This is a genomic window from Pedobacter jeongneungensis (assembly GCF_039538295.1).
Taxonomy (GTDB): Bacteria; Bacteroidota; Bacteroidia; order Sphingobacteriales; family Sphingobacteriaceae; genus Pedobacter; species Pedobacter jeongneungensis.
Window position 1 is genome coordinate 347,360 of the sequence record NZ_BAABBY010000004.1, and the last position, 14,599, is coordinate 361,958.

Consider the following 14,599-nt stretch of genomic DNA (forward strand, 5'->3'; position numbering starts at 1 on the left):
TTGAGTATGGAAGGGAATTTACCGGCGATTACATATTTAAAGGAAAAACCTAAAGGTTAATATTTAAAGAGGAATGAAAGTAGCCTGGGGACAATGCCCCAGGATCACCAGCGTGTGCATTTACCAGCTGTATGAGAGCAGCCAGCGCATGACCAAATGTTTAAGCACACCAAAGGATTATTTTTCTAACAGGGCAAAAGTGCACCATAAATATGGAGATTGCCCATGAGAATCGCCCACATTCCGTGGCCGGTCGTAGTAATATTGTTTATCATTTTTCTTGTTTGTACCCACACATACCTCGGCAACATCACCTTTCTCATTTATATAAGGTACCATGGCCAGCCAGGCTTTGCGCGCAACCGGAGCGTACTCCTGCTTATCCAGCCAGCCTTGCTTAACCCCGCTAATGAGGGCATAGGCAAACATGGCCGATCCCGAGGTTTCTGCCCAACAATCTGGCTCATCAATCAATTGGTTCCACATGCCGCCAGGTCTCTGAAAATCTTTCAGGCTTTTCATCATGGTTTCATAACCTTTTAAAATACGCGGACGGTCTTTGTTATCTTTGGGCAGCAAACGTAAGAGTTCTGTCATGCCCGCAGCCATCCAGCCATTGCCACGCCCCCAGTAAAACGGCACATCGGGCGCATGGTAAAAAAGGCCGTTCGGGCGTTGTAATTCATCCAGGTAAAGCACCATTTCACTGGCGGCACGTTCTATATATTTCCTGTCTCCGGTTGCTTTATAAGCCTGTGCCTGTACAATGGTAATCATGTACATATCATCAATCCATAAACGGGTTTGCCAGGAAAAGCCTTTACCGGCCCACTCTTTTTGTTTTTTATCAGCATTTTGAGGAACGGCCCATTGGGTATCTGCGTAGGGAATGCCGAGGTCAAAATAACGCTTGTCTTTAGTGATCTGATAGAGTTCTAAAGGCAGGCTGCCAAACATGTTCAGGTCAACGTGGTTCATGATCGGTAGCAACTGCTTCTCCTGCGAAGTGAGTTTCTCAAACCTTTCTTCCAAAAGTGATAAGAGTTTTTTATCTTTTGTTAATTTGGCATACCGAAGCGCCCCCGTCCAGTTAAAAGTTTCAGGATAGCTGATCCATTTGCCCGCATGGAGCATGTGTTTTCTATCCAGAAAGCGGTAGGCCAGGCGTTTTCCCACTTCCTTTGGACCAAATCCTTCCGGAAAATCTTTAAGCAGATTATTTTGGGCATAAAGGAACTGACAAGAGATTAAGAGTAATAATAAGGCAATTAATTTTCTACACATATTTGATTTATAATTTGGTTTAAAGCATCATCAGAGGAAAAATTTTTCCTTTAAAAAAATGTAATCAGACACTACATTCAGCATGGTTTGATAATAAACATTCCTGTTCAGTCCTGCACCACTAAAGCAGACAATATGTCCCACACCATTTTCTATTTCGGAAAAAACCAGTTTAAAATCAGGTGCATAAAGCCATGAATGCAGGTTAGCATCAATCTGCCCGATGTGGCAATCAATATTATAGGCCCTGGAGGGTAAAGCAGAAAATTTCAGGCTATACGCTACCGATAGTTCCACAATTCCATAACCCAAAAGATCGATCAGAACTTCAACTTTTTTTACCATTTTATCGATCATATTTTCCATACTATTCTCCGCCATTTTTCTGAAAGGATCTGCAAAAATTAATAGCCCGGATTCTGTTCCAATCTTGCACCATTGTTTCGTTCAATTTCAGAAGCAGGAATTGGCCACAGGTTATAAGTGGTTAACACATCATTGTAATAAGGATTGCATTTTTTTACGCGATCGTAAACCAGTCCCAATCTCATTAATGTAATTCTTCTTTTTTCTTCCGATCCCAGTTCGCGCATCCGCTCATCTAGAATGTAATCGATATTTACATTGGCGGGCAGCACAGGAGATGCATTAGACCTGCCGCGTACCACGTTAATATCGGCTGCAGCTTTATCGAGTTGACTTAAACCTAAATAGGCTTCAGCCCTTAGCAAATAGGTTTCTGCCAGCCTGAACATATATTGATCGGCATAGGTTCCGCCTGCACTTGCCTTAAGCAGCAGTTGCGATTTATCCTGAAACATGCCATCAGGGTGATCTCCAGGGGTAGTAACTTTGGATTGAAAAGCATAAAAATCCCTGCGAGGCACCGAAATGCCTGCAGGCGGATTAATGGTGGATATGGTTTGACCAAAACGCGGATGTGCAGGATTGGTTACTTTAAACTCGCGCACAAAGTTAAATGGTGCGTTACGGAGGTCGTTGTTAAAATCGCTCTGCCAGATCACATCCGAAAAATATTTGGTAGGTATTGCCCAGCCAATCCCACGGCCACCGGTATAATCGCTTATCGGGTATAAAAATGGCTGTACACTGCTGCCTGCAAGCCTGAAAGTGAGAAACTGCGGTGCAAAATGCCTTTCCATCTGGTATGAGCCACCGATGCCAGTAGAGACAGCGCCACCGCCCGGAACATCGGTTTCGAACTGAATTACCCAAAGGGCTTCCCTGTTGGTTCCGTTTTTCCGGTTCTGGTTTCCTCTCTGGAAAAGATCCCAATATACATTTTTGGTAGCGTCTGATGCTTTCACGCCAAACCTATTGGTCATGAGCCCCACATTCGGGTTGCTGATTACACTTGTTGCAGCATCCGCAGCATTCTGAAACTGTCCGGCTGCCAGGTAAACTTCTGATAAAAGGTGATAGGCGGCAAGGTTGTTAACCTCTCCATCCTGCACCACATTGATGGCAGGCAGGTTTAAAGCTGCAAATTTCAGGTCGTTAATGGCCTGCTCCAATACCGCACTTTTCGGCGCTCTTACATAATCTGTTTTTGGCGATACCACCTCGGTTGTATTCAAAGGCACACCACCATATAAATAAGCGAGGGTTCGGAAAGCCATTCCCCTGAAAAATTTAGCCCTGGCCTCCATTAAAGTTTTATCTGCAGGAGATAACGCCGAAGCGGGAATGCGATCGATAATGGTATTAGATTCCGCAATAATTTTATAGAGCGATGTCCAGTGGATTAAAGGAATTTCGGTACTGAGCGGAGAATAAGCCGCAACCATGTTGGTGTGCCTGGTAGTAGCCGGCTGGCCATCGAAAACAAGGTCGCAGCCAAAAACATAATCGAAGGGCCGTTGCTCGCCGCTGTTATAAAATTCGCTTCTTACCCGGCTATATAAATTATTTACTGCAGCATCAAAATCTTTAACATTGTTGTAGGCATTTGTGGTGCTTAAAAAATCTAGCGGTTCTTCATCCAGAAAAGCTTTTTTGCAGGAGAAAAACGTAAGGGTTATGGCAGCTATAATTGTAAAGGTTATCTTTTTCATCACTTTTGGTTTAAAATGTAACATTAAGACCTACTGAATAGCCTTTAAATACAGGCCTTCCGTCGTTGGTTAATCCCTGATTTGTTTCCGGGTCCCAACCGTCCCAGCTGGTCCAGGTAGCCAGGTTTCTTCCGCTTACAAATACATTCAGGTTTTGCAGTTTCATACGCTCTATTAGTTTTCCGCTGAATTTATAGGAGAGCGATACATCCTGCAAACGCACGAAACTGCGGTTCTGAAAGAGTGGTGGATTTAAGGTTGCAGAAACAATAGAACGGGGATATTTGCCATTGGGATTATCGGGCGACCAGAAATCTATGCCGCTGAGGTAATTGTTCCGGATGGAATTATCATCCCTGATCAGCCTGGGGGTATTGCCTGCGAGGTAAGATTTATCTCCGCCCTGCACAGAATTTAAAAATATACTCAGGGTAAAGTTTTTGTACTGAAAGTTGTTGAGCAAACTGATCCTGTAAGCCGGAGCTGATGATCCCAATACCGCTCTATCGCTGGCATTGATTACCCCATCGCCATTCTGATCCACAATACGGTAAGTGCCGGGAGAATATCCGGTGGGAATTTTTTCGCCTACCTGCCAGATGCCGTTTACCTGATAATCGTAAATCACCGCAGTAGGCTGACCGATGAAAAGGCCACTCTGCGGAAGATCATCTTCCACACCATCGCCATTAAGATCCCCTAAAAGTTTAACCACTTTATTTACGTTCCTCGCAAAATTTAAGGAAGATGTCCACTTAAATTGACCGCTGTTGATGTTTTTTGAATTTAAAGAAACCTCCAGTCCCTTATTATTTAATTGCCCTATGTTGGTGAGGATATTGCTGAAACCGGTAATTACCGGGATGTTTACCGAATAAAGAAGATCGGTTGTTTTAGTATCATAATATTCGATTACCCCCGACAACCTGTTTTTGAACAGGGTAAATTCGAGGCCTAAATTGGCGCCGGTAGTACGTTCCCATTTTAAATCGGGATTGGATAAGGAGTTTACCTGCTGACCAAACTGTGTAGAACCGCCATCACCAAAAACATACGAGGCGCTTACGCCCACATTTGCGAGCGATGAATACCTTGTAGTCTGATTCCCGGCAACGCCATACCCTACCCTCAGTTTCAGGTTATCTACCCAGTTAACCTTGAAAAATGATTCTTTAGAAATATCCCAACCCGCTGATACCGAAGGGAAAATACCGTATTTGTTATTTTCTGCAAAGCCTGAAAAGCCATCTCTCCTGATGGTTCCGGTAAACAGGTATTTACTGTCGAAATTATAATTTAAACGGAACATCTGGTAATTCAGGGTTTCTTTCCATGCATTGGATATTGCAAAGCGGTTGGTACCCTGCTGCAGGTTATCATAGCCAAGGGTTAACCTCGAAAAACCTGTTGAATAAGCCCTTGTATAACTGTTATCGCGTTCTATGGCACCATACAGCAAAGTGCCCGTAAAATTGTGCTTACCGATTACCTTGTTATAAGTTAACAGGTTATCAAAGGTATAATCGTAATAAGTGGTATTTTCTTTCGAAGCTTGCCCGGTGAGGTTGGCATCGTACATGTTCGAAATGTTTTTAAAATCGAGGCGGTAATTGTTGCCGAAACTTATTTTGTAACTCAGGCCTTTAACAGGCAGTTGTACATTACCATAAACATTGGCAAAAAAGTAGTTGTGGCGGTCGTAATCCCTGGCCTGGTAATTCAATAAGGGGTTTACCACATTGGTGTTAAAAGGATTGATTTTAAGGTTTCCATTATTGTCCCAGGGCAAAATTAGTGGCGACATGAGGTTAATATCTACAAAATTCGGCTCAACCCCATCCTCATTTACAAAAGTACCGAACGATTGCAAACCAATGGTCAGCCAATCTGTTGCTTTGGTTTCAATGTTGGCCCTGATGGTTTTCCTTTTAAAAACATCATTATTGATAAAACCTGAATTCCGCGTTAAACTGCCCGATAAAAGGTAATTTATTTTATCCGTTCCGCCTGATACACTGAGCTGGTTATCAATTATTGAACCTGTTTTAGTGGCATCATCATACCAGCTAAAATCGTTGGGCAACAGGTTACCCTGTGCGTCTTTCATAGAGGCATCTACCTTGCTTACCAGATCGAATGCCGGGTTAGGCTTTGTAAAATCGGGGGCGAGAAAGGCCTCATCATAATATAAATATTTAATGTGATCTAAATATTCATCCCTCGCCATTGGCTTTAAATCGATATTGGGTTTCTGGGTTGCGTATTGAGTGGAAAAAGAGATTCTGGTCCGGCCGATGGCACCTTTTCTGCTCGTAATGAGGATTACACCATTTGCCGCCTGTGCACCATAAACCGCTGTGGCACTTGCATCTTTTAAGATATCTATGGAGGCAATATCATCCGGATTGATAGAAGTTAAAGAGCCATTATACTGTACCCCGTCTAAAATGATCAGCACGTTCTGGTTGCCACCCAAAGTATTCTGCCCACGTATGCTGATAGATGGTGTGGCTCCTGCCCTGTTTACCTGGCCCACATTTAAACCCGGCACCGTTCCCTGTAAAAGATTGGCCACATTAGTGGTAGGTGCATTTCTGAAATCATCGAGATTTGCCCGCACTACCGATCCGGTAACATCTGCTTTTTTCTGTGTTCCATAACCCACCACCACCACTTCGTCCAGGTTGGCCTGCGAAGATTTTAACACTACATTGATGTTTTTAAGATTGCCTACCGTTACTTCCTGTACATCGTAACCGATATAAGAAAATAAAAGAACCGTTTGCTCATTGGCTACATTGATTTTGTACACACCGTTTTCGTCGGTTACCGCAGTGGTGGTACCATTTTTAACCTTAACCGAAACCCCCGGAATCGGCGACTTCGTTTTCTCGTCGGTTACTTTACCGGTAATGATGATGTCGGCCTGGCTGATAACCGCAATCCCGGGTTTAATATTCAGCACCAGGGTGGCATTACCACTGTTGCCTGCATTTGCTGAGGTTGAAATGGCCAATATCACAACCGGCAAAAAAGTTATGGCTATAATTCTTTTGGGTAGACTTCTATATTTCATATTTGGTTAAATTACAGGATACGCGAAACCTTATTGTAAACCGCGTTATTGGCCATGCAGAATTTGCAAGCGGTGATGCAGGGTTTTATATTTGGTTTCTTGCTATCAAAGTAAAAAAATGCTGTTTACAAAAACTGTTCATTCCTTTGTCGTTTTATCTCAAATTGACAGGGATAATTAACACAGCAGGCGTAGTAAACAGCCGCAATCGCTATTCGCCTACAGGTACCGGAATGTTCAGTCCTGTGGCCATGGCTGTTCCAAAATTTGGCGAGCCATCCGCATTCCAGGTCAGCTTTTGCATCCTTGGCGTTCTCGATCCATTGCCCGTACCAGCCACACTACGGGCATGGTAAATAAACCAGTTTTCGCTATGCAATACGCCATTCGGATCAGTATAACTACTGGTAAAAAAACCATTATGGCCGGGACCATAAACCCCGTTTGCATCGCTTTTAACAAACACCTGTTTTTTATTGATCCAATCGGCCGCAACCATCGGGTTGCCTCCATCTTTTAACTGGATCTGCGCCAAACAATAATTATCGCTGCTATAACGGCTGGCAGAATAAATAATAAATACCGGACTGCCCGCATCTTTTCTAAGCATAATTGGTCCTTCGTTAACACCCGCCCCCAAAGAACCGCTCGGTTCATATTTTTCCCAGTTGTTGGTGGGCGATGATATTTTCACCCTGTCGCTGCTTATTGTCCAGGGGTTAGACATTTGAGCGATGTAGATATACTGTTTGTATTTGGTGGCCACGTTCTCCCATCCCGACCAGATAAAATAATTTGCGGTGCCGATGGTCAATACCGATCCGTCAATAGCCCATTGATCGCTGGGATCGCTGATTTTTCCCTTAAAAGTCCATGTGCCTGTAGTAGGGTCGGCATTCGGATTTTCGAGTACAAACATGCGGTGGGTAACATCGCCACCATCATTTGCGGCGAAGTAGAGGTACCATTTTCCAGAAAGGAAATGTAATTCTGGCGCCCAGATATTCGAAGAATAAGGCGTACCTGCAGGGGGCGTCCACACCACGGTTTCTACTGCTGTAGAAAGCAAAGACATTGATTTGGTTTTTCTCAGCCCGATATTGTTCCCGCGGGTGTACATAAAATAATAATAACCATCTTTTTGGGCGACATAAGGATCGGCCCTGCTGGCATTGATAAGTGGATTCTGGAAATTCGTATCATGAAAGTTGAACATCCCCTGCGTACCTGTCAGCGTAGTTTTCTGCCTGATTTTAGTGCCAGGGGTATTGCTTTCAGGGTCGACGGCCATTTTCATCCCGGTGGCCTTGTTGGTAAGGGTAAATACGTTGTTGCTGCCCGTATAGCCAATAGCCCATTGTTGTGCATCGCTGCCATCATCGGTACCCTGCTGCAAAATATCGCCCGATGTTGCTGATGGTGATTTAAGGCATTTATTACTCGTAATATTAATCAGTTTGTAATAAGTGGCGTCGGTTTTTACGAGTTTCCATTTTTGGCCATTGTTGGGGAACCACGACCATTGCTGGATGGCGGCATTTTCTGCCGTGGAGTTACCCGTAACTTCTACCACCGGCCCGTCAGGTAAAGATGAAATCCCACGGATCCGGTAAATTGCCCCATCAATTAAGGTGCCCAAAGTTGGTGCCGCAGCAATTACATTTAAGGTGGCCAGTTTTACAGTTTTGCCTGCTTCCATACTTTCGCCTGATGGCCCTTTCTGACAAGAACCTGTTAAAACCACCAAAGCGGTTGCCAGGTGAATCAATAATTTGTTTCTCATAAAAAATTACTAAAACTGCAAAGGCCTGGTAAAGCCGGTAGAAGAATTTGCAGCAAGGTTATTAATTTGGTTAAATTCAAATCAAAGTAAAGGAATGATGCCTGTAAAATCTGTTCATCTTTTTGTCGATATGTCTCAAATCATCATTCCAAAACCACACAAATAACTGATAATCAACACCTAAACACCAACCCGGTTAAAACCTGATTAAAAGGTGCCAAAACATAGATTACACAACAATGCGATTTATATATATTTGATATTAACTAGAATATGCGTTTTGTATTATTTTTCCTGTTACTGAGCCAGTTTTTTGCAGTTTATACCTGCGAAGGGCAATCTCATTATTTTAAGCAGTACCAGGCCGATGATGGTTTGGCGCATAATTCGGTAAATACGGTGATACAGGATAAAAAAGGGATGATCTGGGTGGGCACCCGTGGCGGTTTAAACCGTTTCGACGGTTATACTTTTAAAACCTTTAAAGACGAAAAAAGCAGGTTCGGAAACATTGGTAACAACATCATTGTTAGCCTAGCCGAAGATAAAAAGGGCATATTGTGGGTGGGTACAGGCCGTGGTATTTTTAAATATGATCCTGTTAAAGAGGTATTTACCCCGCTGGGGCCTAACCTCAAAAAATACATCAATTCTATTCTGGTAGATCATGAAAACAACCTCTTCTTTTTAGCAAACCGGGCTCTTTTTAAATATGTGCAGCAAGAAAATAAGGTAACAGACCTCAAAATAAGTGCGGCATGTATTGCCATTGATGAACATAGAAACATTCTGGTGGGGAATGATGATGGAGAACTGGTTACCTACAACCCGAAGGATGGATCTAAAACGGGTGTGAAAATAATCGGTAAAAATGTACCCGCAAACCTGCGGTCGATTAGTAAGATATTTCCAACGGGGAATGATAATATCCTGGTAGGCTGCTTTAAACGGGGTTTAAAAAGTTATAACACCAGAACCGGCCAGATTAAATCGCTGATCCTTAAAAACAGCGACAATACTGATATTTATGTACGCGACATTACTGCGGGCGAAAACCACGAGTACTGGATTGCCACAGAATCGGGCATTTATATCTACAATTTGGCCACTAATGCCAAAATAAACCTGCGTAAACGGTCTGGCGATCCTTATTCTATACCCGATAATGCGGTTTATACAGTTTGTAAAGACAATGAAGGCGGCATGTGGGCCGGTACTTATTTTGGCGGACTGAGTTATTTCTCTAAAAACAATGCGAGGTTCGAAAAATATTACCCGCTGCTGGGTACCAACTCCATTTCCGGAAATGCGGTACGGGAAATCTGCCCTGATGATAAAGGCAATTTATGGATCGGTACTGAAGATGCTGGCGTAAATAAATTCAACCCTAAAACCGGCCTTTTTACCAATTATACGGCCAATGGCAAAGCCGGAAATGTATCCTACCCTAATATTCATGGCTTGCTTGCTCTGGGCAATCAATTACTGGTTGGGCCATTTTTACACGGCATGGAAATTATGGATATCAGCAAAGGCAAAGTGACAAACCGTTTTAAAACCATTGGCGAAGAAAATGAAGAAACGAGCGATTTTGTGCTTTCCATCCATCGCGCTAAAGACAGTACCATTTATGTGGGTACGGGCTATAATATGGGTTCGGGACTGTTTGTTTTCGACCAAAAGAAAAGAACTTTTAAGCGGATTAAAGCGATTCCGGTAAACTCCTATGTTTACGATATCTGGGAAGATAGGTTTGGCAATATCTGGACAGGAAGTGTATCCCGTGGAGCGTTTTACTTCAACCCCAAAACAGGTAAACACGGCAACATTACCTTTGGCGATAAGGTTAACAACAAAAGCATCCACGAATTTCCGGTATGCGGCATTATTGAAGACAGCAACAAAGCCATGTGGTTTACTACGGAAGGTGGCGGACTGATCAGGCTTAGTGCAGACAGGAAAGTGCTGAAAAAATTTACCACCGAAAACGGATTGCCGACCAATATCCTGTTCCGTGTGCTCGAAGATAACTCAAAACATTTGTGGATAAGCTCACTTAAGGGGCTGATCTGTTTTGACATGCAGACCGAAAAGTTTAAAATCTACACCAAATCAAACGGATTGATTACCGATCAGTTTAATTTCAGTTCGGCATATAAAGCGCCAAACGGCAGGATGTATTTTGGATCGGTAAGGGGGATGATTTCTTTTGACCCGAAAGATTTTGAGCAGAAAGATACCGCACCGCCCACTTTTATTACGGGTTTCCAGATCAATAATATGGAAGTTCTTCCCAATATTAAAAACAGTCCGCTTAGCAAATCCATTTCTTATACCGATACCATTGTGCTAACCCATAATCAGAATAATTTCAGTATCGAATTTGCTGCGCTCAATTATTCTTCACCAGAGGTAACCAGGTACGAATATGTGATGAAAGGTGTAGATCAGGCCACCACCTACCTTAACAATAACAGAAAAGCTTATTTCACCGATTTATCGCCCGGCAATTACACTTTTTTGGTCAGGGCAAAAAGCAATGTGGAAAGCTGGACGGGTAAAGAGCGCCGCCTTTTTATTAAAATCCTTCCTCCCTTTTGGAAAAGCATTACAGCTTATATTTGTTACCTGCTGATGATTGTAACAGGACTTTTTCTGGCAATCCGCTATTACCACCGCTACATTGAGCGCAAAAACCTTAATAAATTACAGTTATTTGAGCACGAAAAGGAAAAAGAGATTTATCAGGCCAAGATTGAATTTTTTACCAATATTGCCCATGAAATACAGACGCCACTTACGCTTATTTTAGGTCCGGTGGAAATGATGCTCGAAGAAGCACCGGAACAGCCGCTGAAAAGCAGTTTGCTCATGGTAGAAAAGAATGCGAACCGCCTGGCCAAACTCACCAATCAGCTGCTTGATTTCCGCAAGACGGAGATGCACCAGTTTGGTTTAAATTTCGTGAATACAGATATCAACAATCTTTTAAAAGAACAGGTGGATGCTTTTAAACAGGAAGCCCTGAAAAGTAATATCGCGCTTGATCTTGAATTGCCCAAAACCCATGTTATTGCCTTTGCCGATCGGGAAGCGCTGATTAAGATTTGCAATAACTTAATTTCTAATGCCATAAAATACGGAACAAGCCGGGTAACCGTACGCCTCAGCACTGCTGAAGAAACCGACAGCCGGTTTACGGTTACTTTTACCAATGATGGAAAAGGGATCCCCCAGCAATACCGTTCGCAGATTTTCGAACCTTTTTTCAGGTTATATGGCAAAGATAAACCGGGTACGGGCATCGGGCTTTCGCTGGCAAAATCGTTGGCAGAACTGCATAATGGTTCATTAAGCTTATTGGAAAGCGATACGGACAAAGTGGTTTTTGAGTTAATTTTACCTATACATCAAAAGTTTGAATTTAAACTGAGCAGTTGGAAAAAGATAAAATAAATATGACGGAAAGTATTTTAATTATTGACGACAATGAAGATATCCTGGAGTTTTTAACGCAGGTATTTGGTAACACCTACAAATTGTATCTGGCAATTAACGGAGGGGTTGCTCAGGAAATTTTAGGCAATGAAATCGTAGACCTGATTATTTCGGATATTATGATGCCCGGCATTGATGGTTTTGAACTTTGCAGGCTCATTAAATCGAACGTAGAATATTGCCACATTCCCATTATTTTATTAACCTCTAAAAACACCTATAAAGCACATATTGAAGGCCTTGAAGTGGGTGCAGATCTATACATTAAAAAACCATTTTCGCCACAGTTATTACGTGTTCAGGTGGCTAACCTGCTACAGAACCGCTTAAAAATAAAGGCTCATTTTGCAAGTTCTCCCTTTGAGGATGTGCGTGTAGTGGCCAACTCTAAAATTGAAGAGGCGTTTTTAAAAAGGCTGGATGAATATGTACGTAAAAATATTCAGGACCCCTATCTTGATATCGATCAGCTGGCAGAACATATGCACATGAGTCGCCCGACACTTTACCGCAAGATAAAAGCGATTTCTGCCCTATCACCAAAGGAACTTATTGATGTAACCCGGCTAAAAAAAGCAACCAGGCTGATTGCCCAAAATGAATTTACGTTTTTCGAGATCGCAAAAATGGTGGGTTACAGTTCTCAGAGTTTATTTAATAAAAATTTTCTGAGGTATTTTAAAGTATCACCACAGGAATATATGAATTCGCTGAGTAAGGATACCAACCGGTGATACATGCTTATTATGCATAAGGTCTGTGAGGACACAGACCTTGGAAAGATAGTCGTTATTGCAGGGAGGCTTTTTCAGCCGACAGCCTGCCCAGGTTCGGGCAAGCAATCTTTCAACGATCGCTACCAGCATTCTCTTTAGAATTGCTTTTTACCGCGCAATGACGACTTTTTAAGAAAATAAGTAAGCTTCTATGCCCCTCAAATGCCTTATATGGTGAAAAAATAAACTAATGAATTTATGCGAAAGGTCTAGAAGGCCACAGACCTTGGAAAGATAGTCATCATTGCGGGGAGGCTTTTTCAGCCGACAGCCTGCGCAGGTATTCGGTCAAGCAATCTTCCAACGATCGCTTAGTATTGAATCTCTGAAAATTCGTTGCAAGCTGTACCCCTCACTTTACGATATCTTTTAAAGCGATTGAACTTATATGCCCCTCAAATGCCTTATATGGTAAAAATTAAACCAATGAATTTATGCGAAAGGTCTATAAGGACACAGACCTTGGAAAGATAGTCATCATTGCGGGGAGGCTTTTTCAGCCGACAGCCTGCCCAGGTATTCGGGCAAGCAATCTTCCATTGCTACCAGCGCTTGCTTTAAGATTGCTTTTTACCGCGCAGTGACGACTTTTTTAAGAAAATAATTAAACTTATATGCCCCTTAAATACCTTACATGGTAAAAAATAAACTAATGAATTTATGCGAAAGGTCTGTGCGGTCACAGACCTTGGGAAGAAAGTCGTCATGTGCGGTCACAGACCTTTGCACTTTGTTGTGTAATGCGCTAATATTTAAATACTTTTCCTTCTGCCATTACTTCTTGCCGTGTAACATCAAAGGTTGCTTTTCCGCCGGTGCGCACTGCGGCGTTGGTCATAATGTTTGCAATAGAGTGCTGATACCCTGCTTCTACAGGAGCGTTAGGTTCTTTTCTGCTGCGAATACATTCCATCCAGTTGCGCATATGGTTAGCGCTTAATATATCGGCACCCGTATTAGCCGATGCCGCAGCAGCAGATGGCGCAGCAAGTTTAATTTCGGGCAAAAGGTTTGGCTTCATTTTCATGGCTGCCGCTGCCCTTTCCGTTAAACCGCCATGCGGAGAGATGGTATTGGTAATCAGGTTCAGTTCCCCTCCGTTCGAATAATAAATCTCTGCAGGTTTTTCATCACCATTGTGCATCCTCGAGGTAAATACTACCTGAAAACCTTTCGTAAGGTCGTCCAATGGCCCGTAATCAAAAACAGCTGTGGTGGTGTCCCAGTTCCTGCGACCATCTTTCCACTGATAAATACCACCATTGGCGGTTACACTGCGTGGGTGCGATAAACCGGTAAACCAGTGCACGGTATCAATCTGGTGGCTCATCCATTGCCCGGGCATACCCGAAGAATAGGGCCAGAAAAGGCGGTATTCCAGGTAAATCCTCGGATCAAAAGCTTCATACGGGCGGTTGAGTAAAAAGCGTTTCCAGTCGGTATCTTCTTCTTTTAGTTTGGCCACCAGATCAGGACGGCGCCAGCGGCCGGGCTGGTTTACATTCCAGCTTAACTCCACCATCGTAATATCTCCAAATTTACCCTCTTTAATAAAATCGGCAGCGGCTTTATAATTTTGTCCACTGCGGCGTTGTGAGCCGATCTGCAGAATCTGTTTAGAAGACCTTACCGCTTTTAATGCAGCGCGGGCATCTTCCATGGTTTCGGCGAAAGGTTTTTCGCAATACACATCCTTTTTATTTTTAACCGCTTCTATGGCATGCGAGGCATGTGCAAAATCCGGCGTACTGATGATTACTGCATCAAGATCTTTCAGGGCGTAAAGCTCATCGTTGTTTTTACAAGAGGTTATGCCATGGCCAATTTTGTTTTTAATATGCTCAGCACCTAAATTGCGCCGGTAATTCCAAAGGTCGGAAAGGGCAACAATATCAAAATTCAGTTCCTTATTGTGGTTCAGAAAGCATGGAAAAAGTGTATCCTTAAAACGGTCTGAAAATCCCACTACCCCAACCCTAACCCGGTCGTTGGCACCGATAATATTGGCATAACTTTTTGCCGACATCCCAAAAGTACCCACATAAGTACCCGCAGCAGCAATTGCTGCCTTTTTTATAAAATCTCTTCTCGATTCTTCCATGATGCC

8 protein-coding genes are annotated in these 14,599 nt (G+C 42.9%); 2 read left to right on the forward strand and 6 right to left on the reverse strand.

Translation table 11 applies throughout. The annotated features are described in order from the left end of the window. Positions 1–177: 177 nt before the first annotated feature. The 5 genes from ABD769_RS09610 to ABD769_RS09630 all read right to left on the reverse strand — a co-directional run bounded on the left by ABD769_RS09610 (position 178) and on the right by ABD769_RS09630 (position 8,218). Positions 178–1,284 (reverse strand): glycoside hydrolase family 88/105 protein, encoded by a 1,107-nt coding sequence (locus ABD769_RS09610; protein ID WP_344851216.1) that lies wholly within the window; start codon positions 1,282–1,284, stop codon positions 178–180. A gap of 30 nt (positions 1,285–1,314) precedes the next feature. Next, complete coding sequence (locus ABD769_RS09615; RefSeq protein ID WP_344851217.1) at positions 1,315–1,650, reverse strand: hypothetical protein; 336 nt, start codon at positions 1,648–1,650, stop codon at positions 1,315–1,317. A 38-nt stretch (positions 1,651–1,688) separates the two neighbouring features. Next, positions 1,689–3,359 carry a RagB/SusD family nutrient uptake outer membrane protein gene (locus ABD769_RS09620; protein ID WP_344851218.1) on the reverse strand — a complete coding sequence of 557 codons (1,671 nt, stop codon included), beginning with the start codon at positions 3,357–3,359 and terminating at the stop codon, positions 1,689–1,691. 10 nt (positions 3,360–3,369) lie between these two features. Beyond that, the gene (locus ABD769_RS09625) at positions 3,370–6,435 is read right to left on the reverse strand and encodes a SusC/RagA family TonB-linked outer membrane protein (protein ID WP_344851219.1); all 3,066 of its coding nucleotides are present in this window, start codon (positions 6,433–6,435) and stop codon (positions 3,370–3,372) included. A 211-nt stretch (positions 6,436–6,646) separates the two neighbouring features. Next, positions 6,647–8,218 carry a family 43 glycosylhydrolase gene (locus ABD769_RS09630; protein WP_344851220.1) on the reverse strand — a complete coding sequence of 524 codons (1,572 nt, stop codon included), beginning with the start codon at positions 8,216–8,218 and terminating at the stop codon, positions 6,647–6,649. 273 nt (positions 8,219–8,491) lie between these two features. On the opposite strand from ABD769_RS09630, the gene ABD769_RS09635 reads away from it, so the two are divergent. Beyond that, positions 8,492–11,674, forward strand: a complete 3,183-nt coding sequence (locus ABD769_RS09635) for a ligand-binding sensor domain-containing protein (protein ID WP_344851221.1) — start codon at positions 8,492–8,494, stop codon at positions 11,672–11,674. Next, positions 11,656–12,450 carry a response regulator gene (locus ABD769_RS09640; RefSeq protein WP_344851222.1) on the forward strand — a complete coding sequence of 265 codons (795 nt, stop codon included), beginning with the start codon at positions 11,656–11,658 and terminating at the stop codon, positions 12,448–12,450. Before ABD769_RS09635 ends, ABD769_RS09640 begins: the two co-directional genes overlap by 19 nt. Before the next feature lie 787 nt (positions 12,451–13,237). Here ABD769_RS09640 and ABD769_RS09645 read toward each other — a convergent pair. After that, positions 13,238–14,593 carry a Gfo/Idh/MocA family protein gene (locus ABD769_RS09645; RefSeq protein WP_344851223.1) on the reverse strand — a complete coding sequence of 452 codons (1,356 nt, stop codon included), beginning with the start codon at positions 14,591–14,593 and terminating at the stop codon, positions 13,238–13,240. Positions 14,594–14,599 lie beyond the last annotated feature (6 nt).